Source organism: Paracoccus sp. MKU1 (assembly GCF_001447385.1).
Lineage (GTDB): Bacteria > Pseudomonadota > Alphaproteobacteria > Rhodobacterales > Rhodobacteraceae > Paracoccus.
The window spans coordinates 1-21810 of sequence record NZ_LLWQ01000090.1 but is presented as its reverse complement, the minus strand read 5'-3'; the positions used below and the strand labels follow the sequence as shown (position 1 = coordinate 21810).

Genomic DNA, 21810 nt, shown 5'->3' with positions numbered 1-21810 from the left:
CGATCCGGTGCTTTCGATCCGGACGAGGATCGAGCGCAGTCGCGTGGCGGCCGCGCTCATGGTGTCCATGCTGTGCGCTGCATAATGCCAGCCGGCGTCCGCAACATTAGATGCCTCTGCAATGGCCATGTCGCGCGGATCGAGTGTGCCGACTGCATCGGCCGCGCCATTCATGCGTGCCGCATAGCGGTCGTAATAGCCGCTGATCTTGACCACATAGTTCTGTGTCTCTTTATATGGCGGAATGCCGCCATATTTCTGCACCGCGCCTGGTCCGGCATTATAGGCCGCCAGCGCCAGAGGCATGGAGCCGAAGCGGTTCAACTGCTCAAGCAGATACCGTGCCCCTCCATCCAGTTGCAGGCGAGGATCATCATAATAGGCAGGGTTGATACCCAGATAGGTTGCTGTGTCCGGGATGATCTGGGTCAGACCGAACGCCGCCTTCGGGCTTTTCGCGCCGATGGAGAAGTTCGATTCCTGTTTTACCAGCGCCTGGAACCAGCAGCGAAATTCGACTGCGTTGATGCCGGCCTTTGTCAGCGCCGGATGATTGCCGTATTTCACCGCCGTTTCGGCGATCATCTGCTCGATCGTCACCGGCGCGTCGCCCATGATCCGATCGACATAGGGGTTGTTGTCGTCGATCGCATAGACCGTCGAGGCCGCGAAGGCCTCACCCGCCGCGCCGCCGCCTTCCAGGTCGGGGATGAAGGCGCTCGTGCCCGTCAGCAACTTAAGCGTCTCATCCAGGGCGGCCAGCTGTTCATCCTGCTTGTCGAGGATGTCCTGGCGCCTCGCGTTTTCATCCACTTCGGCCGCGCGCTCGTCACGGTCCTGGTCCATCTGGATCAGGAGCTCGGCAATGCCCCGCCCGTCCATGGTGGGCACGCCCTGTCCGACTGCCGCCGGAACGGACACCGTTCCGAGGATCAGCGCCAGCGTCGCCGCCCGGACGGGGATCGGGCGCTCAGCGAGCCACAGGAACATATTCGAACTCGCAATCATCCATCGGGACCAGGGCCATGGTGGACCAGCAATTCGTCTTGCGGATCGGCGTCTCGCCGGCACAGGCCACAAGGACGGGCAGGACGGCGAGAAGCAGCAAAAACGCCTTAATCATGTTTGAAATTCCTCCAGAATTGCGGTTTGGTTTCATAATCTTCACCGAACATCTTGCGGGCGGCCTCGTCGCTGCCCAGGGCGGCGAGAAGAGGGCCGAGGGCCGACAGATCCATGTTCAGCACCGTCGAACCACTATGGCCGTTGAACAGCACCTCGCGCTTGCCCCGGGACCCGTCGAGCAGAAAGCCCAGCTCGTTTTCGGTCAGGTTGTAGCCCGCATAATCCGCGGTGACGGCCTTGCTGTTCGGGAAGAGCATCCGGTTCGGGAGCCCTTCCAGGATCGACTTGGCCTTGCTTTCCCGGATATGCGACGGAAATTGCGTCATCAGGATCATGACCACGTTCTGCTTGCGGACCGTGGCCAGCCATTTAGGGATGCGGCGGGCGAAATAATCATCGTCAAGCACCGTGCTGGCCTCGTCGATGATCACCAGGGTTGGCACCTTGTCCTCGAACATCAGTTCGAGCCGCCGGAAAATATAGGACAGCACCGCCGTTCGCTCAGTCGGCAGATCGAGGATTTCCGTCAGGTCGATGCCAAGGACACTGGATTTCTGGCTGAAGTCGATGACCGGCTCGTCGGCTTCGCCGAACACCCAGCCGTATCGACCGCGCGGACCCCATTCGCTCAGGCGCAGCGCCAGCTCACGGTCATCGTTCGCATCGCCGATGAGCTCCTGGAATTTCTCGAAGTTCCGCAGTTCCGCCGGGGCGCTGCCATTCTGCCGCACGGCCGATTTCAGCGCCTCGGACTGCTGTGGAGTCAAATGCCCGCCCGTCCGTTCCACAAGTGCCGACAGCCAATCCATCTGCCACGCCTCGCCACGAGGCCCGCTTTCGGTCAGCAGAGGGTTCAGCCCTGTCGGTCGCCCAGCGAGGATCTGGGCATAGCGGCCGCCAAGCGCGGCTACGATCGGGCGCAGAGCCTTGTCCTTGTCGAAGAGCACGATCCGCAGGCCCGGGACACGCATGGCTTGGGCGGCAAGGAAGGCTTGCGTCGTCGATTTGCCCGAGTTCGACGGGCCAAGGACCAGCGTATGACCGAGTGTCGGATCGGCCGGCGCCGGCGGACCTTCCTCATGCCAGCTGAATCTGTGCGCGCAGCCGCCTGCCGTCTCGACAACCGCAATCGGCGTCTGCCATGGCAAATTCCTTGCAGGAGAGCCAGCGCTCTCCATGTGAAGCGAGGCCATGTCCGCGAAGGTCGTGGTGCTTACCGTCATGTCCCAGCACTGATAATCTTGGTTGCCGGGATGCTGCGCAAAGAACGTCGCTTCGAGGCTGCGTTCGGTGCGGCTCAGCGTCACCTTCATCCGCTCCGACACGCCGCGAATATGCGACACGCGCTGGTCCAGCTCGGCCTGGCTGTCGGCATAAACGGTGATGGAGAGCTGGTGGGCGCCGACGCCGGCCTTGCCGGTTTCGACGTCATCAGCCACATCCAGCAGTTGCTCCGCCACGGAGGCGGCAAGATCGCCGGCGGCACGCATCTGGTCGATCCGGGTTTTCACCCGGCCCGAGATCTTGTGATTTGCAATGGGCGTGAACGAATGGCAGATCACCATGTCGATCGACGTGTCCAGCGCATCAAGCATTCCCGGCCAGGTCGTCTCCGAGTATTTCCAGATCGCCAGCGTGGCGGCATAGCGCGGCCGCCCGAACCCTTCCTCGATGAGCAGGGTGCCGCGCTTGTGGTCGAATTTGACCGCAATGTTCGCCACATCCTCTGCGATCAGCGTGCGCCGGCCGCGATAGCTTTTGCCGAGGACGGCCGTGTTGATGGCCGAGAGAAAGCCGAGCAGGCTGCCATCGCTGATCTTGAGACGCCTGGTATTGAGCGAAAGACTGGTTTCCAGGATCGACACGACCTCGCGCAGCTCGTGAAGCCGCGTTGTCGTGTCGCCGTCGAGCAGCCGCTTTGCCGCCCTCTGGAACAAGGGCAGCTTTAGGGGCTGGCTCAGGTTGCGCACGACAGTCATCACCAGCACGAAATCATGGAGGTTCTTGCCGGCGAGATGCGCCTGCCATTTGCGATCAAGATCCGCGGCGAACCCGTCGCCGTGGATCACTTTCAGGCCGAACTGCGCCGGGCGCATCATCCGATGGATGTAGACGGTGAACCGCTCGTCCAGACCGTCGAGGACATGCGCGAATGCCCGGCGCAGCTCGTGGATTTCACTGTCCGAGCTGGTGAGGCCGTCGATGCCCGTGATTTCGAGCGCGATCAGCAGACCGTTTTCTCGGGTCCGCACAACCTCGTCGTCAACCTCGATCGCGTAAGGCATGTGCCGATACAGGTTGAGATCTGTGGGAAGGATCGCACGGGCGCGGTCGCTGACTTCACTCAAATCACGGGGGCTAAACATAGCGGCGGAATCTCTTCTTTTTGTTGAGAGAAATGACGGGCCGTGTTTTGGTCCAGATCACGGCCACAACCCGATGACCATTGGGGTTGATAATCGTCACGATCTTGGCGAGGCCGTACCAGAGCGGTGCAGTCAGCAGCCAAGGCAGCCATTTTACCCAGATGAACGGCAACATCGTCAGGCCGCCGACCGCCAGGAAGTAGGGCATCGGCAGGCCATACATCTTGGCCTGCCTCGACAGTCCGAGGATGACCGGAGTACGCTCGGCCATCAGGTGAAGATCGACTTGAGTTGGGTGACGATGTTCGTGGCGCCGAAGGCAAAGAAAGCACCAAGACAGATCATTCCGACCCACATCCAGCTGATCCGGTTGAAGGCAGCCAGAAAGCCGGTAATGACCAGCGCCAATGTGAAGAAGATCGTCGTCGGGTTGCCCTTGATCCAGGTGATGAAGCTGTTGCCGAGCGTGTCGATCTTCGAGAACTGCACCCCGCCCGCGGTGGCCTGGGCTAGCACATCGGTCGCAAACATCGCAGCCCAGACTAGCAGGACGACGAACAGCGCCATCTGCATGTGATTTGGTTTCGTCATGGCAAATTCCCTTTCAATTTCGTGCCATTAGCTGTTCGTGGCGGGACAGAATCCTGACCACGTAATCGCGGGTTTCCCGATAGGGAGGGACGCCGCCATATTTCCGAACCGCCGCCGGGCCGGCGTTGTATGCTGCCAGCGCCAGAGTCGGACTCCGAAAATTCTGAAGCTGCGTAAGGAGATAGCGCGCGCCGCCGTCCAAGTTTTGCATCGGATCGGACGGATCGACCCCAAGAAGCGAGGCTGTCCCAGGCATCAATTGTGCCAGTCCGATGGCACCCTTCGGGCTTCTGGCTCGCTGATTGAAGCGCGATTCTTGCCAGATCATCGCCTCGAACAGCGATAGCCATTCCTGTTTTGTAAGGCCTGCGGCTGTGATGGCGGGATGGTTTTGGTAGCGGAGCGCCGTCTGCCTGACGCTGGGGAGGGCGCCCAGGTATTCACCAACGGGCGCACGGCCGACGATGATGTCGCCGGTCCCCTTGGTGGAGGCCGCCATCAGCTCTATGTCGCTGCCTTCCGGTTCTTCTGGCTTAGGAGGAAGGATCAGCCTGCCGTTGCGGTCATACCGAAAAACTGCACGAGGGCGTGTGTCGGGTTTCGCCACCTCGGCCGTGGGGCCAAAGCGGATCACATCAGCTTGGGCGCAAGTCGTTGCTAGAAGGATGGAGGTGAGAGCTGCTGGGAAAGCCAGCCGGGCCCGTCGCCAGGCTCCGCGCACCTGCGCGCACAGAGCGGTGCAAAATGGCGCGGTATGCTTGGGGTTACTGTGCCCTATCCGTCGAATCTGACCAGTCGGATAGCGTAACTCTCTGCCGTTCGCGTTCGCCGGCGATTGACGGGATGATTGGGGATCGCACGCAATACTGCTTGCAGAAGCTGTAGATGCCGTTGACCGTCTTGAAGAGGCGCATGTCTTCAGCTGTCCCCCCACGCCGTGCTTTGAGCAGGGGGATTTCTTGCTTGCCGTCAGGTGAGACGAGCACCACGACCCACTCACCATACCAGTAGGAGTTGCGCATGTAGGCGTCGGAGCGGCACAGCACTTCGAAGTGCCAGCCATCGCGCAGGTAATCCATGAATTCTTCTGCCTGATCCAGAACAAAGTAAGGTGACTTCATAAAGGCAGGCGATGACACAGTCCGTCTCCACTGACGGTCGCATAGCCCGCGGTTACTGACACCACAGGCATACGACATTATAAGATCGTCAACAACCTTATAATTTCGTCCAACCGTAAAATGTTGTGTACGAACTTACAAAATTGCTCATCCGCCGGCCGGCAGACGCCCTATCCATAGCCCGATTTCTCAAAGGGGCCAACAGGATGCGATGTTGAGAGGGGTGTCTTTCGGGCTTAGCGGCCGTGTTCGCCGATGCTGTGGCCAGACTGTCCCCGCTGCGGCCTGGTCGCGGTGTGCCCGTAATCATCGGTAACAACTTCTGGAGGGATGACGTCGCAACCGAATGCCAGGAACCGGCCGTCCTTGTTGCCTTGGATCTTTCCCAGCGGATCGGGCGAGAAGCCCATCTTCTTCGCCATGCGCATGAACGCCGGCGGACCGAGAAACAGACATCTACGTGCAGAGATCTTGAACAGGAATCGGTTCGCGGCCGCGAGAATAGCCTCTCCAACGCCAGGCTCCTTCTTGGCCACCAGGCGCGTCAGTTCCCATATCTCATCCGAAACAGGGGGAGTGTCTTCGCATAGCTCCGTCGGCATGCCAGGCAACAGGCCCAGGCACGCATCGCGGATCATATACGAACTTCTCACACGATCGCTGTTATCAGTCCGCAGAAGCCGTGCCCCACCTAAGACCTCACCATCGCGGTGCGCAACGATGTACACGGGACCTATGACCCACTGCGGGCCCATGTTATCGTATTGATCGAACTCCAGACCGTCGCCGCTTGTCAGCCCCCAGTTCTTCTGGTCGATGAAGACTTCCTTGCGCAAATCCCAAAACTTCATGATCAAGGACCAGCCACTAGCTACTGCGGAGGCTGTGCTGAACGACTTGGACCAAAGCACGCTGACACAGAAGTCGCGGCCAGCACTTTCTTGCACGGAAGTCTGCGATGCTGCTTCAATGACGTCTATCATGGGGAAACCTTGCTAACCCTAAGAACTGTCGGCCCGCCATCGGGTTGGGGAGCCAGAGGCCTCGGTTCGACACCTCGATGGTCACAACCCCATCGACCGCGTAGAAGTCGAAATATTCGTGTAGGGTCTCCACCATATCCTTCGTGAACTCGGGCAGCCATTGGGTGCAGGTGTGGTCCGGGTTCGCGCGCCACGAACCATCTTCAAACACCTTTACCGCAACCACGCCATCTACGGCGAGATCATCAAAGTGTTCGTTGAGGCTGACAACCATGTCCTTCGTGAACGCGGCCTTCGCCCCGACGATAGTCCTGGTCTCACAGACCCTCTTCTGAAGCATACATGAATCCCTCTTTGGGTCCATCAACACCCCGAGGACTGGACATTCCAGCATGATCGGTGAATTTTATACTTTTGGATAAGACTCTTTATGCTTTCGGATAAGTCATGCTCGACAACAGCTTGCCAAACTACGCCAGGGACCGCGCCTGGCTGACCGAACTTGCGCCCGCTGGGTGGGTGCTGTCGTTCAACTATACGGCTGCCGGCGCCGAGAAGCTCGACAGCACAATGCCTGCCGTCTGGCAGGAAGCCTACGTTCGAGGGGGTGTGTTCCTGGATGACCCAGTTTTCCGCTGGATCGTCAAGGCGCAGTCGGGCGCCACCCGCTGGTCGGAGATCGACCTTCCCGATAGCCAAGGCGTTCTGAAGGCAGCTGCGGCCCACGGGATGCGGTATGGTATGGCAGCAACCCGCATCGTGAACAGCATCCACTCCTTCATTTCGTTGTCACGCGCAGACCGAGAGTTTACGGATTCCGAAGTTCGCGAAGTCACAGAGAAGTTCTTCTATTGGGTGGATTTGCTTCACAACAGGGCGTCATTGACTGATGGCGAAATCGCGGTGCTGGAGTGCCTGCGGGACGGTCTGTCACAAGCGACCGCCTCCGAGCGCCTTGGCGTTTCCCTTCCAACGATCAAGTATCGAAGCCAGCAGGCACAAGACAAGCTTAAGGCGAGAACCAGCACGCAAGCCGTGTCTATCGCCAAGGACAGAGGCTTCATCTAAAAAAGTTTATCCAAAAGTTTAAAACGGTGCCCTTTCCTCTTCCCTGTCCTGTCGCCTGACTCCAACGTCTTCGCCAGTCTGCTGCTGGTTGAAGGATGAGTTGCGATGCAAACACAGGGCGCCGTGCGGCCTACGAACCGATTCCTCGGTGAAGTGCATGAACGGGATGGGATCGGTCTCCGGTATGAGACGGCTTCAGGCGGCACGGGGGTCGTGTGGCTGATCCAGCCATCTGATCCCGAGACCTCGGTCCCATCGCGAATGACTGTCTTGGGACGGTATCTCGTGCAGACCGGGGCTTTCTCTTGCCCAGAGAGGCGTTAAGGCGCTATACAATCTTGTAAGATCGTTACGGACCTTGCAAGGGTGTAGAGATGAAGATCAGCAAGTCATTTATACCAATCGCTTTTTCACTGGCAATCATGCCTGCAATTCCGGTGAAGGCTCACCCGATCGACTGCGCAATCCTGCTCTGCATGGCAGGCGGCTTTCCAGCAAGCACTGAATGCACTGCTGCCAAGATAGAGGTCATTCGCCGCATTACACCTCTCCCGGTCGAGCCGCCGCTGCAGCTGTGGCGTTGCCCTATGAAGCTGGACGCATCAATTGCTGCCAAGATTGGCGTCTCCATGGTCCTCGGGTCAGATGGATTGAACGCCGAGACGCGGGCTATCCGCGATGGGATCGAGATCTACCACATCCAGCAGTATCGGCACAAACGTGGCGGCGATAGCGAATACATCATCGACCGCACCACGGTCGGGAAATACTTGCAAAACGGCCATTTTCAATGGGCTGCGGCCAGCTATCAACACGGGCCTGCGTGGCTTGCGGAGGCAGCCGGTGGTTACACCGTTGCCCGGAGCATCGGCTGCGATGATGATAGACGTCCGGTCTACGGACGGACGTGCGTGCCCACCGTGATCAGCACAACCAACGATCATAACGGCTTCATCCGCGGTGTGTTCATGCGATACCGCGACACCGACGGCACCTACCACATCGAGGCGATCCGCTACTGAACCTAGCGGTCAACCGCCGCGATCCATACTAAGAATTGCCGGGACGCGCTACTCGTTGTAGGGTTCCCGGTTAAAAGCCCCGACAGAGGAGCAAGAGCAGAATCAGAGACATACCGCCCGAAACGTAAAACCCCCCGCGCGGGGGTCCGCACGAGGGGGCTTGGCGTAACACAGGTTTGGCGACCTGCATTGCTCACATGGTTACGAGCATAGTTACTGTCCTGCCCCCGAAAATCAAGAGCAAAAACGCATTTGTGCGAACGGATGCGCATTGCCTGCGGACCCTGCGCCTCACAGTTCGAGGAGCAGAAAACTATGAGCAGATTCGCGGCTTTGGCCGCCCAACCGTCATATCCATGCCTGCCCGACGGCATGACCTTCAGTCACCTGGTCGAGCTGATCGAGCGGCACGCCGGCCGTGCCTTCGGGATCGGCCTTGCCCGGCGAGATGCGCTCCTGCGCATGATGCGATCCACATCGGTCAGTGACTGGACCGATCCACACCGCGATCCGGTTTGCTATCGCGCGCAGCAGGACATGGCAGCGGAGATCGGCATCACGGACCGCGCCTTGCGCGCCCATGAGCGGCAGCTGGAGGCGCTTGGCCTGGTGCTGATCGACACCGCGGCCGATGGGCACCGGTCGGGGGCGGAATTGAGCGATGGGCGGCGCTTGGGCATTAATTTCCGGCCGCTCATCCTGCGTGTGGGTGAGCTGATCGCCTGTGACCGCGACCGCCAGGCCGAGAGCCGGAGGATGCAGACCCTGCGGCTGGAATGCTCGGCGCTGAAGCGTGATGTCCGCCGCGCCATCGAGCGCCTGGTCGAACTGGAGCCGCGGCATCCTGCCCTTGGATCGCTCCTGCAAGCCTTCGCGGCTTGGCCAAGGCGCTACGCCGGTTTTCGGACCGTTGCCCAGCTTGAGGGGCACCTGGCGGATATTCGATCCGTCTATGACCAGCTGACCGAGATCCTGTCATGTCGTGCAGATTCTTCCGGCGTGTCGGAATCCGAGATTCCGGCTATACTAAATACAACCCTAAAGAATCCTGAAATTTGTAGCGGTTCCTCCGCCAATGACCGGCCGGCCCGCAAGCGGGCCGACGACTATCCCTCCATGGCTGGGCCAATAGGCCCAGCCAGTTGCAGAGAAAAAAGTGTCGGAGGGGCCGGACCGAATGGCAACCCTGATGATGTGAGCTGGATCACCCCCCAGGTCATTCGACAGATCGCTGGCCCGTGCTTCCTCGAACGCCTGGACCATCATTGCTCGGGCAACCTGATCACCGAACGAGCCATGCGATCGGCTGCATTCGAGCTCGCAGGATGGCTGGGCATCAACGAAAGCGCGGTCCTGGAAGCCATGGACGTGTTCGGAGACTTGCGCATGGCTCTTTGCATCCTGATCATCGAAGCGAACATGGGGCATCCAACCCATCCTATCCACAGTCCAGGTGGGGCATTGCGAGCGTTCACGCGATTGCAGATGGCCGGGCAATTCAACCTGGCGGGATCATTGATCGGCCTGGTCGAGCGAAGGAGAACCACAGCATGCACAGATTGATACCGCTGCTGCTCATGACAGGGATGACCCTGTTGCCCTCGCCGGGCCTGGCACAGAGCGGTAGCCCGAACGCAGTCTGCTTGCCGCCGGAGGAACCCTATGTCCCATCCGACGACGATGGTTTTCGGGAATATGCAGACGTGGTTTCTGCGGATTTCGAGCGATATTTCAGGGAGTTAACTGAGTATTTTGCCTGCATGGACGGCACGCGGTTTGCGGTGTTTGAGCGGGCACGGGAGGTGTCGAAAGCGCACCAGGCATTCTGGCTGCGAGCCAATAACCTGGGGGTGGCTGAAAAGGCCGCTGCCAACCAGCCCGATGCCGTTGAAGAACGCCGGCAATGAGCTGCCGCGTCGGCATTATGCAGCAGGAGCTTCTGACGCGGCGGCGCCGGCGAGGGCGCGATAGACGGTCATCCTGGACACGCCCAGGTCGCGCGCTACAGCTGCCTTCGACTGGCCTTCGGCAACACGCCTGCGAATTTCGGCTTCATCGGCCGTTTTTTTCCTACCTTTGTAGACCTGTCGCTTCTTCGCGGCCTCGATGCCTGCGCGCTGGCGGTCACGGATGAAGCGCAACTCCATGTCGGCCACCATGCCAAGGACGGTTACCACAACGCGGCCAAGATCTCCGGCGGTGGTCACGTCTGGCTCCAGAACTCGGAGAGCCGCACCCTTCTGGTCGAGGTCATGCACCAGGTTGAGGACGTCTCTGGTCGATCGGCCGAGACGGTCGAGACGATGCACCACCAGCTCGTCACCTGCGCGTAGGAACTGCATTATGGTTTCCAGCTCGGCGCGGCCGGCGCGCGTGGCACCTGATCCGATCTCGGTGCGTATGATCTCGCAGCCCGCGGCAGCTAGGCGCTCTTTTTGGATTTCAAGATCCTGATCAGCGGTGCTGACGCGGGCGTAGCCGATGCGGGCCATGTCATTCTGTCACATTAGGGTGGCTCTGAACAGGTTACTGTAACTTATTGGGCAAAGACAGCCAAATGTGACACATTTGGAATGTCACCATTGTCTGTCTCGTCGGGTGTGCCCTATTGTTACGCATCGGCGCTGAACCCGAGTGCTCTTCGCGCGTTCAGTTGCAAATCGGAGGGAACGATCATGGCAGAGATTCCGAACGAACTGCTCGCACTGCTGCATACCGCTCTTATGAGCCTTGGTGACGCGCCACAGGATGTGACCGATCCGATCCGCGAAAAGCTCGGCGTCGAGACGTCGATGGCCGTCGATGATCTGCTTGCTGCGAGCTACCAGATTGTCGAGGCGGCTGGCCGTCCGGTGATTTTTCCGCCCGCGGCCTAGCCCCTCTCGAAAAATCCTGGGTGCGGTGCGTTGATCCCATAGGTGATCGCCCCATCGCCGAACCGGGCATTAATCTGATCGACTGCGGCCGAGACGCGCTCGCCGCGCGTCTTTTCAGCCGGGGCCAGAGGTTTGAGCAAGTCCCCTTGGCGCTCGGCCAGCAGCGCAACATCCCCCAGCTGGACTCCAACCGCGATCACCTGGCCCGGGCGCCCGTCGCGCCACAGGGACCGCCAAAGCGCACGGTGCAGGCGAAGAAAGAAGGCGGTGTCCTGGTTTGGGAAGCAGCTCACCCCGCGCGACCACACGGGACCGGTCAGCATCGAGACCGACAGGCTGAACCTCCCGGCTACGCGGCCGTCCCGGCGCAATCTGGCCGTGGCTTTCTCGACCAGCCAGCGCCCGACACGATAGGCCCGTCGCGGGTCGCGAAATTCCGGTGACAGGATCTTGCTGTTGCCAAACCCACCCCGCTGCGTCGGCATCAACGGAATATCCATGCCTTGGAGCATCCGCACGAACCGTTCGCCTTCGACCGATCGCCAGATCATGCGAGCGTGGCGCGGATCGAGTTGGCAGAGTGTAACCACGTCATAGACGCCGGCACCCATCAGCCTGTCCTTCATCGCCCGAGAGATGCCCGGTAAATCATCCAGCGCCAGATGCTGGATTCTTGTTGGCATGTTCTCGGCCGACAACCATTGGAATCCATTGGGCTTTTCCAGCTTGCCGGCCACCTTTGCCAAGAGAAAATTGGGGCCAACGCCGGCGCTGAACCGCAGACACGGGCCAACCTCCTCCGCGACGGCGGCCTTCAGCTGCGCGACAAGCCTGGCGGCGCCGTCCAGTGTCTGTGCATCCCCTGACAATGCCAGCTGAAATTCATCGACGCTGCGGATATGGGTGAGTTCGGCGTGGCGGTCCAGCACGTCTGCGATTGCGAGGTTGAAGCGCACATAGAGCCTGTGCCGGCTCGGCCGAAACACGATGCCCGGGCACAAGCGGCGAGCGTCAGCTACCCGCGTCCCAGTTTTCACGCCATAGGCTTTCGCCTCGTAGCTGGCCGCAACGCAGGCGCCGGCGTCCGAATCGACCGCGGTGATCGCCACCGGCCGGCCGCGCAGCGCCGGATCGAGGTGCTGTTCGACGCTAGCAAAGAAGCTGTTCATATCGAGATAGAGGACACGAAAGGGCTGCATGACGCTACATTTGGCGGATGGTCAGATCACCCTTGATGTTCTATCTTTGTTCTTCTGATTCAAGAGGGCAAAATGGACAGGGCTGGTCAGCTGCGCAATGTGGCGTTCGGGGGATCGTGGAGCGAACAGATCGCTGGTCGCGAAGATCTGTTGCACGCCCTGGAAACGCTCAACCGCGCCGCTCGGCGTGCTGCGCAGCATGACCCGCGGCAGGATATGGACGTGGGCCTGGCGCTCGATCTCGCCAGCCGGGACCACCCGAAAGGCGCAATGCTGCGCGCAGCTTGGGCGCGCGGTGTCGCGATAACGGCACCCGGTCCGCGTGTGACCGAGCTGTCGCGCATCGCCGGACTGCTGGCCGAGGCATACAAGGGGCGCTTATGATTGTTGTCCAGACAGAGCTCGCTGCAGATCCTCGACGGCACTGGCCGGGTTCTCGATGCCAAAATCCTCACGCATCCCCTCCTCGATTTCGGGCCAAACACCCGATGCGTGCAGGTCGAAGGTTTCGAGGAAGGCTCTGAGTGCTTGCGCTTGTGCATCCGTCTGGACGATCATTCATTGGTCCGTAGCTGTGGGGAAAATTCGCGGGCGCTCCTATCCGCCATCGAGGTGACTTGCAACCGGAAGGTGTTGTGATGTGCAACTTATATGCCATGCTTGCTGCCCAGGATGGCTCCCGCAAGCATTTCGAGGTTGATCCAGCCCGCGATTTTCTTGGCAACGCAGCCCCGCTGCCGGCGATCTGGCCGAAATATGAGGCGCCGATTGTTCGGCTGGATGCGGATGGCAACCGCGAGATGATGGCAGCTCACTGGGGCTTTCTGACGCCGAAAGTCTCGGCAAAGACCGGCAAGGCTCTGAAGCCGGACGCATGGAACAACGCGCGCGACGATAAGCTCGCCAGATCCGGCCTTTGGAAAGACAGCTTCCTGAACCGCCGCTGCCTCGTGCCTGGCACCAGCTTCCGCGAAGCGAAGGGCCGCAACCCGGCAGAGGATTTCTGGTTTACGCTGATCGGTGACGAGGCTCGGCCGCTGTTCGCCTTCGCCGGCCTCTGGCGGCGCGGTCAGCCCGGCATCGAGGGCGAGGAAGGCGGCTGGATCACGCATACTATGGTGACGACCACGCCCAACGAGCTGGTCAAGCCTGTCCATCCCTCCAGGATGCCCGTCATCCTCGATCCCGAGGATTACGAAACCTGGTTGCACGGCTCGCCGGCCGAGGCGGCCGTGCTGCTGCGGCCCTACCCGGCCGAGCGTATGCGGATCGCAAGACAGGGCTTCGGCGTTCTTACGGATAATGGAGAGTGAAGATGGCAATCATAGAGGACATGCCCGACGAGATCGCCGGCAATGTGTGGAACGTCCAGGTCCACGGTCCCGGGCTTGATGGCTGCTGGATCGTTCAGGGGCCATTTTATGGCAATGTGCCCGACGAGGATGAGATCGTGCCGTCTTGCATCGTCGAGGATCGGGATGCTGCCTTAACGGTTGCCGCCGAATTGGCTGCTGAGACCGCCGTGATCTATGCGGACCCGGACCCTTCCTAGGGTCTGGACTCATTGAGTTTCAAAGCCAGTAGATGACGATGGCCGCAAGAGCGATAGCTGACAGGAAGACCTTTGGGCACCTGTCGTAACGTGTCGCCACACGCCGCCAGTCTTTGAGCCTGCCAAACATGATCTCGATGCGGTTGCGCCGTTTATAGCGACGCTTGTCGTATTTCACCGGTTTCGTCCGCTGTTTCCGGCCAGGGATGCAGGCGCGTATCCCTTTGTCTTTCAATGCTTCTCGGAACCAATCGGCGTCATATCCTCGATCTCCGAGGAGCCATTCCACCTTTGGCAAACTGCTCACCAAAGCACGAGCACCGATGTAATCGCTGACCTGACCGGCGGTGACGAAGAGGTTGAGCGGTCGGCCCTGGCTGTCGCAGATGGCGTGCAGTTTGGTATTCATGCCGCCTTTGGTTCGACCGATCAGGCGTCCACGCCCCCCTTTTTCACCGCAAGGCTGGACGCCGTGCGATGGGCTTTGAGATAGGTCGCGTCGATCATGACCGTCTTCTCTTCACCATGATCAGCGGCCAGACCAGCCATAATCCGAGCGAAGATTCCCCTATCGCTCCACCGTTTCCAACGGTTGTAGAGCGTCTTGTGAGGCCCGTAGGCGGAAGGGGCATCACGCCACCGTAAGCCATTGCGGTTGATGAATATAATGCCGCTCAACACACGCCGGTCATCGACTCGTGGCTTGCCGTGAGGCTTCGGGAAGAAGGGTTCAAGACGCGCCATCTGCGCATCCGTCAGCCAGAAAAGATCAGACATGTTCACCGCTCGTTTTTCGAGCCGTGAATCATGACGCCGGACTGAAATCAATGGGTCCTGACCCTAGGTGCGAACGCTATTTCGTAGCTCGCGGTAGGCCGTTTCCTTCCCAGCCATGTTGCTCTATCTCTGCATCAAAAGCTGATTTTGGCGGCAAGGATGTGAAATGAGCATAGATCTCGAAAGCATGGACCTGAAAGAGCTTCGCGACTTGAAGCAAAAGGTGGATCGCGCGATCAACGACTTCGAGTCGCGGCAAAGGCAGAAGGCGGTCGATGCTGCCAAAGAGGTTGCCGAAAAGTTCGGCTTCAAACTGACGGACCTTCTCAATTCCGCTACGTCGAAGAAGCCTGTGGTCGCAAAATACGCCAACCCGGAAGATACCTCCCAGACCTGGACCGGCCGCGGCCGCCAGCCGCAATGGGTGAAGGATCAGTTGGCCAACGGCGCAAGCCTCGAAGATCTGGCGATCTGAACCTTGTGCTGAGGGCACAGGATGCGCCTGGCAGTTCCTCTCGCGTTCTGGGTTCTCATAGCCCCCACGGTCGCGGGCGCTGTCGGGATCGCTGGCCAAGCCACTGTGATCGACGGCGATACGATTGAAATTCATGGCAAACGCATCCGTCTAGCGGGTGTCGACGCGCCGGAGGCAGGGCAGACCTGTTTCTCAGTAGGCGGAAAGTCCTGGCGTTGCGGCCAGGACGCCGCATTTGCTCTGGCCGATAAGATCGGCAAGGCCACCGTGGCATGCACCATAAGCGGCCGCGACCGCTACGCGCGCGCCATCGGCCAATGCCACGCCGCAGGCCGCGACCTGGGCGAATGGATGATCGAGACTGGCCTGGCGGTGCGATACTACGACCGCAGGGCCCTTTATCGCGATGCGGAGCAGAGGGCCCGGGCCACTCGGCGCGGCATCTGGGCTGGGGCTTTCGAGAAGCCGGCTGACTGGCGGCGCCGGCATTGACCCTACACCCCTTGCAACTATCGTTCCGCGTGCATTCTTCAATGGAGGATTTCATGGGGATTTTTTCTAAAGCCTGTCTGGTCGCCGCCGCCTTCGGCGCCAGCGCGATGCCCGCTGTCGCAGATGGTTGGACCAGCGGGTTTGAGCGTGGAACCTATTACCACACCTTGACTGTCAAAGACCTGCAGCTGGTCGTGGTATGCGACATGGAGGAAACCAGAGGACCAAACGCCGGCTACATGAGCTTTGAGATCGGCGGCAACATGCAGATGTCCGGCCAGGCGCGCTTCAGCTCGGATGCCGGTGGACAGGTTACTGCCGTGGAATATGGAAGTATTTTCAAGCTCTGGCGCTGGCCCGACACATACGCTAAAGGGGATCCATCAAGCAAGTAACTCCTTTTTCCGATGTTCCTCCAGTCCTATCTGAGCCGCGAGAAGATTGCCCGTTTCATCGCCGCCGTCCGGCAGGAGGGATGGCGCGCCGCGTTCCGCAAGCTGCGGGCCTATGTCGCCATGCGCCGCGCCGGGTATGGGCGTTCGGCCCTGCCCGATCCCGGGCACGCCCCCGCCCCCGCCCCCCATTCCGCCCCCCATCCCGAACAGCATCTCAATGCCTTCTGGCGCGAGATCGCCCGCAAGGAGGCCTTCCACGTGAGCCAGCCGCCCGCCGCCACGACCCGCCGCCGCCGGATCACCATGATCGGCGACCTGAACCTGCCGCAATGCCGCAAATACCGGGTCGAGCAGGTGGCCGAGCTGTGGCAGGCGCAGGGGGTGGAGTACGACTATTCGCATTACGAGGACGTGCCGCGCGCCATCAGCCTGCTTGAGGGCGCCACCCACCTGATGCTCTACCGCACCCAGAACGGGCCGCTCAACAGCATGTATCTCTATGAAGCCCGGCGGCTGCGTCTTCCGGTGCTCTACGATCTCGACGACCCGCTGTTCTCGGTTTCGGCCTACGAGACCTACGAGAACATGAAGGCCCTGCCCGAAGCGATGAAGGCGCATTTCGTGGCCGAGGCGCCGCGCTATCTCGACGCGATAAACATGGCCGACATCGTCACCGTCTCGACGCCGGGGATGCGCGAACATGCGCGGCTCTATACCAATCGCCCGGTGTTCTTCCGCCGCAACTTTGCCGACAGCGCCACGTTCGCAGCCGCCGATGCCGCCCTGGCCCGAACCACCCGGGATCCCCAGGCGCCGTTCCGGGTCGCCTTCGCCAGCGGCTCGCAGGGGCACGAGATGGATTTCGCGGTGATGGGCGACGAGATGGCAGAGTTCCTGGCCGCCGATCCGAACCGGCAGCTGGTGATCCTCGGCCATTTCAACCCCGAACTTCTGCCCGAGAAGCTGCGCGGCCAGGCCGAGGTGCACCCCTTCACCGATTACGACGGCTACCTCGCGGCGCTGGCGACGGTGGATTGCGCGGTGATGCCGCTGACCGATGACGCATTCAACCGCTGCAAGAGCGCGGTGCGGGTGATCGACGCCGCCGCCGTGGCCGTGCCCAGCATCGTCACCACGATCGGCGACATGGCCAACGTGGTGCGCGACCGCGAGACGGGCCGCGTGCTGCAACCCGGCGACAGCTGGCGTGCGGCGCTCGAGGCGATGGCGGAAGATCGCGCCGCCACGGCCGAGCTGGGCCGCGCGGCGCGGGCCGACCTGGAACGCCGCTGGCGCGGCGACCGGGACGGCCTGCCGGTGATCGAACCCGAGATCCTGAAATGGGTGCTGGAATGAAGCCGCCCGGCCACATCCTTGTCAGCAACATCTTCTTCGCGCCCTACACCTATGGCGGCGCGACCGTGGTGGCCGAACAGGTCGCGCACCAGCTGATGGCGCGGCACGGCTGCCGGATCACCGCCGTATCGGCAATGTCGCGGGCAGATCTGCCGCCCTACACGGTGATGAAGGTGGAAAAGGACGGCATCGTCAATTTCCTGATCAACCTGCCCCCCGGCCGCGCCTATGCCGAGCATTACGACAACCCGCGCGTGACCGAGATCTTCGCGCGGCTGATCGACGATCTCGCGCCCGACCTGCTGCATGCCCACTGCATCCAGGAAATCGGCGCCGGCATCCTGCCCATGGCCCGGCGCCGCAATCTGCCGGTGGTGCTCAGCGTGCATGATTTCTGGTGGCTCTGCGAACGCCAGTTCATGATCCGGCTGAACCAGAAATACTGCGCCCAGGATCCGGTGCGGATCGAGAACTGCCGCGGCTGCGTCGACGACCTGTCCCGCGCCCGCCTGCGCCGCGAGACGCTTCTGGCCGCCGCGGCCCATGCCGATCTCATCACCTTTCCCAGCCGCTTCGCGCTCGAGCTGTCGCGGCGATCGGGGATGCAGGGCGGCCGGCTTGCGGTCTGGACCAACGGCGTGCGCCAGCCTGGCCCCGGCTTCTTCGAGGCCCAGGCCCGCCGCCGCGCCGCCGATCCGCGCCCGGTCTTCGGCTTCGTCGGGGGGCCGTCGCAGATCAAGGGCTGGCCGCTGATCAAGGCCGCCTTCGAATCCCTGCCCAACGACCATCCCCCCTTCGCCGGCCTGCTGGTCGATGCCAGCCTGGACGGGTCGTGGTGGGCCGGCCAGGACATCTCGGGGCTGAAGGGAGACTGGAAGATCCATCCCCGCTTCGACCAGTCCGGAATGGACGATTTCTATGCCCGGATCGATGTACTGCTGTTCCTGTCGCAGTGGAAGGAAACCTTCGGCCTGACCATCCGTGAAGCGCTGTGCCGCGGGATCCGGGTGATCCAGACCGACAGCGGCGGCACCACGGAACATGACGGCATCGAACCCGGCCGGATGCTGCCGATCGGCGCGCCGCCATCCGCGCTACGGGCCGAGATCGAATGGGTGCTGTCCGGCAAAATCCCGCCTCCCCAACCGCGGCAGGTGACCAGCTATGCCGAGCAGGCCGACGCGCTGATTGATCTGATCGCGGAGATCTGACCGCCCGGGCCTTGCGCGTCAGGCCGTCCAAGCCTCCGGAAGGACCAGCCCCTCTGCCTCGACCTCGGCAGAGATGCGCGCGACATCCTGCGCGAACAGCGCGGGGAAGAAATCCGGCATCGGGTGAGACGCCGATTTATTGACCCGCCGGGCCAGAATCTGCGTGGGATAATCGACATGCCGAATGCCGAGGAAATCCTCGATACTGGCCAGCATGCCACGCTGGTCGGCATGCAGATCCTCGTAGAAGATAACCTTGAGCTCCTCAGCGCCTAGCCCGGCCTTCATCCTACGCAGTGCCCGTCCGTATTCGGCGTTTTCCCAGATGAAGTGCTGACGCGCGAAACGCTCGATCTCGCCTGGGCCCCATTTCTTCAGCGCCTCCAGCTGGTTTGTCACCTGAAGGTGGAACTTCACGTGGCTCCACAGCCGCTTCACCGGATGGCGCAGGATGTAGAGAACCCGCAGCCGGTCGCAATTGGCGGAAATGCGCGGCCAGGCTTCCGCCGGCAGCAGGGCGTGGAGGTTGGAGAAATCGCATCCATAGGTTTCATTGCGGCGGAGCGTGAAAAGGTTGCGATACCAGAAATCGTCCACCGGGCGGTCCAGGTAGGTCGCGACCCAGTGCAGGTTCATCCGGATACGGTCGATATTCGCCTGCGCGGGATCGAACCGCTCCAGATAGCGGGTCCTGGCCTGTTCCAGGCGCCGCTGCTCGCTCAGAATGCCGGTATCGACATAACGGTGATAGAAATAGTGGATTTCCTTTTCCGGCGTGAAATGGAGCTCGGGATGACGGTTCAGGACGTTGAAAAGCCAGGTCGTGCCCGCTTTCATCGCGCCGACGCTCAGAAACAGGTTCCCGAAAAGTTTTTGGTCGCTCATGAACTGTTGCCTTGAATTCTCACCGCGATCGCCCCACGTAGGTATCGCCTTGGGCGGGCAACGTCCAGCATGAAGATGTCCAGACGGCTCAGTCTTCCAGGTAATGCGACAGCATATGGGCGACGATGCGGCTGACGATCGCCGGCCTGACATGAACGTTGTCCTCGCCGAAGGCGCGCAAGCCCGCGGTGATCACGATCTCGTAGCTCGGGAAATAGTCCACGCAATCGTGATCCTGCGCCACCTGTTCGGCAACGACACGAAGAATCGCCTTGGAATAGGCGTTGGCGGTAACGGCATCGCCACCGGAAAACGTGACCTGCAGCGGGACCGGAGAAACGGTCAGCACGATGTGGCGTTTTCGTGTGGCCGTCAGCGCCACAATCATCTCATCCAGCAGCGATCGGCATTCGCCCAGGTCCATGCGGCGGAATTCGAACCGCTTGCCTGCACGTTCGAGCAGCGGACGGGGCGGCACCTCGTTGAGATAGACTCCATGTTCGTGATCGTACCATGCCTCGATCAGCCCAAGCGTGATCACCACCGTATCGGCTTGGGCCAGCCCCTCGTGATAAAGCGTGTTGATCTGGGTGCGACGCTCCATCGCACGTGCGCGCGCAACCGGTCGGCTGCCCGTGGCCAGAAGGCTGTCCAGAACAAGCTCGGGATTGGCTGTTTCATAGAGCGCCCTGGCATCGGCCTTCTGGCCCGCAGCCTGAATGCATTGCAGCATGGTGCCCGGATTGTATTGGTTCAGGATTCTGTTCGGGCGGCCGGGGGCCTCTTCGCGAGGGGCGGAAAATCCGGCCGTCGGAACGGACACGCCAGCCTCCAGCAGGGCGTCTTCGACTTCTCGGGCAAAGCAGGAGCCGATGGTGAAAACGGCACTGTGACGGGGTATGGCGAATGATGGGCGTATGGAAGGCAGGATCAGGTGATCGTCATACCGGGGATCTTCTCGGTCAGGATACTTGCGCGCCCGGTTGCGCAGGGTTGTCCTGAACGCCACCGCGCCTTCCATATGCATATCGTTTGCCTTTCAAAATTTCCAAGCAGTCTATACGGTCTATAGACGCACCATTTTCTGGGCTCAAGACCCATTAGCTCATTCACGGCTGCGTCCCATGACCTCTTCTGCCCAGACCCCACGTTCCCGCCGGTTTCGCGCCGTACGGACCATTGTCGCGCTGATGCTGCGCGAGATGAGCACCACCTTCGGCCGGTCCGCGGCCCGGCAATCAGTGGGTGGTGATCGAACCCGTCATAACGCTGGCGCTGATGTCGGTCGTGTTCTCGCTCTTCCTGTGGCACCTGTCGCTGGACACGAGCTTTCCGCCATTCTATGCCTTGCGACGCACGAGGATCAACCTGTACATGAATGTCGGAAACAATGTCGCGCAATCGGAGAAATTATCCCGGCCGCCGCTCGAATTTCAGGCAGATGCCCCGTTTGGCACGATTCTGGCCCTGTTCCTGCCGAACCGCCATGACCCAGATCATGGCCGTCGCGATCATCTGCACCGGCACCATCCTGCAGCATGACCTGCGGGCCAATCTCGACTTTTCGATGATCGATCTCGGCTATCTCGTCAGCGGCGCCTTGACGGTGGGGATCGGCATGCTCAACTGGTACCTGTTCGAGGCTCTTTACTCATATATTCCGGTCTGGTCGATCCTGATCCGGCCGATGTTGATCCTCTCGTGCATCCTTTATCTCTACGACAATGCGCCTCTGCCCTTACGGGATGTCGGGCGGCTCAATCCAGTCATCCTTCTTGTCGACCTGCTGCGGGCGGGCAGCTACGCCACCTGCAAGGCGCCCTATGCGTCGATCGCCAATGTGATGGGGCTGGGCTGCATTCTGTTCGCGCTGGGGCTGGCGATGCTGAACCTCCACCCGTGGGTAGCGGTGAACCGTTAGGGCCGGGGCATGACGAAGCAGGATACCCACTCTCCCCGCGTGGTGGTGCTGATGGCGACGCACCAGGCCGGCGACGTGTTGGAGCCGCAACTGCAAAGCCTGCGCGACCAGAGCCTCAAGCCGACCTGCATCGTGGTATCGGATGACGGCTCGACCGATGGCACCCGCGCGCGGCTGGCCAGCTTCGCGGCGCAGGCCGGAAGCGACGGGATCGCTGTCACCGTGATCGACGGCCCCTGCCGGGGGGTCAGCGCAAACTTCCTGCATCTTCTGGTCAGGCCCGAAGCCGCCGAGGCCGACTACGTCGCGCTGGCAGACCAGGACGACATCTGGCTGCCGGACAAGCTGTCCCAGGCGGCCCGGATGCTCGCCCCGCACCGGGATGGCCCCGCCCT

Annotated in this window: 31 protein-coding genes; 16 read left to right on the top strand and 15 right to left on the bottom strand. The window is 61.1% G+C overall.

Annotation, left to right across the window (positions count from 1 at the left end):
* From AQY21_RS06075 to AQY21_RS06040, 9 genes are all read right to left on the bottom strand, one after another.
* A partial coding sequence (locus tag AQY21_RS06075) for a lytic transglycosylase domain-containing protein (protein ID WP_058096869.1) occupies positions 1 to 990 on the bottom strand: 990 nt, incomplete at its 3' end.
* Positions 971 to 1123: a hypothetical protein gene (locus AQY21_RS28960; RefSeq protein ID WP_161905947.1), complete on the bottom strand. Its 153-nt coding sequence runs from the start codon at positions 1121 to 1123 to the stop codon at positions 971 to 973. The genes AQY21_RS06075 and AQY21_RS28960, both read right to left, overlap by 20 nt.
* Entirely contained in the window at positions 1116 to 3491 is a 2376-nt protein-coding gene (locus AQY21_RS06070; RefSeq protein ID WP_065169899.1) for a hypothetical protein, read from the bottom strand. The genes AQY21_RS28960 and AQY21_RS06070 overlap by 8 nt, the downstream gene beginning before the upstream one ends.
* Entirely contained in the window at positions 3484 to 3762 is a 279-nt protein-coding gene (locus AQY21_RS06065; protein WP_082658003.1) for a VirB3 family type IV secretion system protein, read from the bottom strand. Before AQY21_RS06065 ends, AQY21_RS06070 begins: the two co-directional genes overlap by 8 nt.
* Entirely contained in the window at positions 3762 to 4082 is a 321-nt protein-coding gene (locus tag AQY21_RS06060; protein ID WP_082658002.1) for a TrbC/VirB2 family protein, read from the bottom strand. Before AQY21_RS06060 ends, AQY21_RS06065 begins: the two co-directional genes overlap by 1 nt.
* A 13-nt stretch (positions 4083 to 4095) precedes the next feature.
* Positions 4096 to 4689: a lytic transglycosylase domain-containing protein gene (locus tag AQY21_RS06055; protein WP_238986702.1), complete on the bottom strand. Its 594-nt coding sequence runs from the start codon at positions 4687 to 4689 to the stop codon at positions 4096 to 4098.
* 157 nt (positions 4690 to 4846) lie between these two features.
* Positions 4847 to 5161 carry a hypothetical protein gene (locus AQY21_RS06050; RefSeq protein ID WP_058096864.1) on the bottom strand — a complete coding sequence of 105 codons (315 nt, stop codon included), beginning with the start codon at positions 5159 to 5161 and terminating at the stop codon, positions 4847 to 4849.
* A gap of 278 nt (positions 5162 to 5439) precedes the next feature.
* On the bottom strand, positions 5440 to 6186 hold the full coding sequence (locus AQY21_RS06045) for an acyl-homoserine-lactone synthase (RefSeq protein ID WP_082658001.1): 747 nt from the start codon (positions 6184 to 6186) through the stop codon (positions 5440 to 5442).
* Positions 6170 to 6526, bottom strand: coding sequence for a hypothetical protein (locus tag AQY21_RS06040; RefSeq protein ID WP_058096862.1), 357 nt, complete (start codon positions 6524 to 6526; stop codon positions 6170 to 6172). Before AQY21_RS06040 ends, AQY21_RS06045 begins: the two co-directional genes overlap by 17 nt.
* A 107-nt stretch (positions 6527 to 6633) precedes the next feature.
* Between AQY21_RS06040 and AQY21_RS06035 the strand changes: the two genes are divergently transcribed.
* The 4 genes from AQY21_RS06035 (at position 6634) to AQY21_RS06020 (ending at position 10183) form a co-directional block, all read left to right on the top strand.
* Positions 6634 to 7254 (top strand): LuxR family transcriptional regulator, encoded by a 621-nt coding sequence (locus tag AQY21_RS06035; protein ID WP_058096861.1) that lies wholly within the window; start codon positions 6634 to 6636, stop codon positions 7252 to 7254.
* 374 nt (positions 7255 to 7628) lie between these two features.
* Entirely contained in the window at positions 7629 to 8276 is a 648-nt protein-coding gene (locus AQY21_RS06030) for a hypothetical protein (protein WP_058096860.1), read from the top strand.
* A gap of 315 nt (positions 8277 to 8591) precedes the next feature.
* Positions 8592 to 9839: a replication initiation protein RepC gene (repC, locus tag AQY21_RS06025; protein ID WP_058096859.1), complete on the top strand. Its 1248-nt coding sequence runs from the start codon at positions 8592 to 8594 to the stop codon at positions 9837 to 9839.
* Complete coding sequence (locus AQY21_RS06020) at positions 9827 to 10183, top strand: hypothetical protein (protein ID WP_058096858.1); 357 nt, start codon at positions 9827 to 9829, stop codon at positions 10181 to 10183. Before repC ends, AQY21_RS06020 begins: the two co-directional genes overlap by 13 nt.
* A 15-nt stretch (positions 10184 to 10198) precedes the next feature.
* Here the strand turns inward: AQY21_RS06020 and AQY21_RS06015 are convergent, their stop codons facing one another.
* On the bottom strand, positions 10199 to 10768 hold the full coding sequence (locus AQY21_RS06015) for a recombinase family protein (protein ID WP_058096857.1): 570 nt from the start codon (positions 10766 to 10768) through the stop codon (positions 10199 to 10201).
* 183 nt (positions 10769 to 10951) lie between these two features.
* On the opposite strand from AQY21_RS06015, the gene AQY21_RS06010 reads away from it, so the two are divergent.
* Positions 10952 to 11152, top strand: a complete 201-nt coding sequence (locus AQY21_RS06010; RefSeq protein ID WP_058096856.1) for a hypothetical protein — start codon at positions 10952 to 10954, stop codon at positions 11150 to 11152.
* Here the strand turns inward: AQY21_RS06010 and AQY21_RS06005 are convergent.
* Positions 11149 to 12351, bottom strand: coding sequence for a UMUC-like DNA-repair protein (locus AQY21_RS06005; protein ID WP_058096855.1), 1203 nt, complete (start codon positions 12349 to 12351; stop codon positions 11149 to 11151). The genes AQY21_RS06010 and AQY21_RS06005 overlap by 4 nt on opposite strands.
* A 72-nt stretch (positions 12352 to 12423) precedes the next feature.
* Between AQY21_RS06005 and AQY21_RS06000 the strand changes: the two genes are divergently transcribed.
* Complete coding sequence (locus AQY21_RS06000; RefSeq protein WP_058096854.1) at positions 12424 to 12735, top strand: hypothetical protein; 312 nt, start codon at positions 12424 to 12426, stop codon at positions 12733 to 12735.
* Here AQY21_RS06000 and AQY21_RS05995 read toward each other — a convergent pair.
* Positions 12730 to 12909, bottom strand: coding sequence for a hypothetical protein (locus AQY21_RS05995; RefSeq protein WP_058096853.1), 180 nt, complete (start codon positions 12907 to 12909; stop codon positions 12730 to 12732). The genes AQY21_RS06000 and AQY21_RS05995 overlap by 6 nt on opposite strands.
* Before the next feature lie 59 nt (positions 12910 to 12968).
* Here AQY21_RS05995 and AQY21_RS05990 point away from each other — a divergent pair, with 59 nt between their 5' ends.
* Entirely contained in the window at positions 12969 to 13664 is a 696-nt protein-coding gene (locus AQY21_RS05990; protein WP_238986701.1) for an SOS response-associated peptidase, read from the top strand.
* Complete coding sequence (locus tag AQY21_RS05985; protein ID WP_152988127.1) at positions 13661 to 13903, top strand: hypothetical protein; 243 nt, start codon at positions 13661 to 13663, stop codon at positions 13901 to 13903. The genes AQY21_RS05990 and AQY21_RS05985 overlap by 4 nt, the downstream gene beginning before the upstream one ends.
* Positions 13904 to 13922: 19 nt before the next feature.
* Here AQY21_RS05985 and AQY21_RS27620 read toward each other — a convergent pair.
* Positions 13923 to 14680 (bottom strand): IS5 family transposase gene (locus tag AQY21_RS27620; protein WP_152988126.1). Its coding sequence is split into 2 segments (ribosomal slippage): positions 13923 to 14359 and positions 14359 to 14680, totalling 759 coding nucleotides; the frame shifts between segments, so codons are not numbered across the junction.
* 166 nt (positions 14681 to 14846) lie between these two features.
* Between AQY21_RS27620 and AQY21_RS05970 the strand changes: the two genes are divergently transcribed.
* From AQY21_RS05970 to AQY21_RS05950, 5 genes are read left to right on the top strand one after another with little or no spacing between them, the layout of a single operon-like run.
* The gene (locus tag AQY21_RS05970; RefSeq protein ID WP_058096848.1) at positions 14847 to 15155 is read left to right on the top strand and encodes an H-NS family nucleoid-associated regulatory protein; all 309 of its coding nucleotides are present in this window, start codon (positions 14847 to 14849) and stop codon (positions 15153 to 15155) included.
* A 21-nt stretch (positions 15156 to 15176) separates the two neighbouring features.
* On the top strand, positions 15177 to 15647 hold the full coding sequence (locus AQY21_RS05965) for a thermonuclease family protein (RefSeq protein ID WP_058096847.1): 471 nt from the start codon (positions 15177 to 15179) through the stop codon (positions 15645 to 15647).
* A gap of 41 nt (positions 15648 to 15688) precedes the next feature.
* On the top strand, positions 15689 to 16042 hold the full coding sequence (locus tag AQY21_RS05960; RefSeq protein ID WP_152988125.1) for a hypothetical protein: 354 nt from the start codon (positions 15689 to 15691) through the stop codon (positions 16040 to 16042).
* A 12-nt stretch (positions 16043 to 16054) separates the two neighbouring features.
* Positions 16055 to 17398: a glycosyltransferase gene (locus tag AQY21_RS05955; RefSeq protein ID WP_058096845.1), complete on the top strand. Its 1344-nt coding sequence runs from the start codon at positions 16055 to 16057 to the stop codon at positions 17396 to 17398.
* Complete coding sequence (locus tag AQY21_RS05950; protein ID WP_058096844.1) at positions 17395 to 18609, top strand: glycosyltransferase; 1215 nt, start codon at positions 17395 to 17397, stop codon at positions 18607 to 18609. The genes AQY21_RS05955 and AQY21_RS05950 overlap by 4 nt, the downstream gene beginning before the upstream one ends.
* 18 nt (positions 18610 to 18627) lie before the next feature.
* Here AQY21_RS05950 and AQY21_RS05945 read toward each other — a convergent pair whose 3' ends face one another.
* Entirely contained in the window at positions 18628 to 19494 is an 867-nt protein-coding gene (locus AQY21_RS05945; RefSeq protein WP_058096843.1) for a sulfotransferase, read from the bottom strand.
* An 88-nt stretch (positions 19495 to 19582) separates the two neighbouring features.
* Positions 19583 to 20515: a GSCFA domain-containing protein gene (locus AQY21_RS05940; protein WP_161905943.1), complete on the bottom strand. Its 933-nt coding sequence runs from the start codon at positions 20513 to 20515 to the stop codon at positions 19583 to 19585.
* 227 nt (positions 20516 to 20742) lie between these two features.
* On the opposite strand from AQY21_RS05940, the gene AQY21_RS28955 reads away from it, so the two are divergent.
* From AQY21_RS28955 to AQY21_RS05930, 3 genes are all read left to right on the top strand, one after another.
* Positions 20743 to 21036, top strand: a complete 294-nt coding sequence (locus tag AQY21_RS28955) for a hypothetical protein (protein ID WP_161905941.1) — start codon at positions 20743 to 20745, stop codon at positions 21034 to 21036.
* Positions 20993 to 21415 (top strand): ABC transporter permease, encoded by a 423-nt coding sequence (locus tag AQY21_RS05935; RefSeq protein WP_058096841.1) that lies wholly within the window; start codon positions 20993 to 20995, stop codon positions 21413 to 21415. The genes AQY21_RS28955 and AQY21_RS05935 overlap by 44 nt, the downstream gene beginning before the upstream one ends.
* 9 nt (positions 21416 to 21424) lie before the next feature.
* A partial coding sequence (locus AQY21_RS05930; RefSeq protein ID WP_152988123.1) for a glycosyltransferase occupies positions 21425 to 21810 on the top strand: 386 nt, incomplete at its 3' end.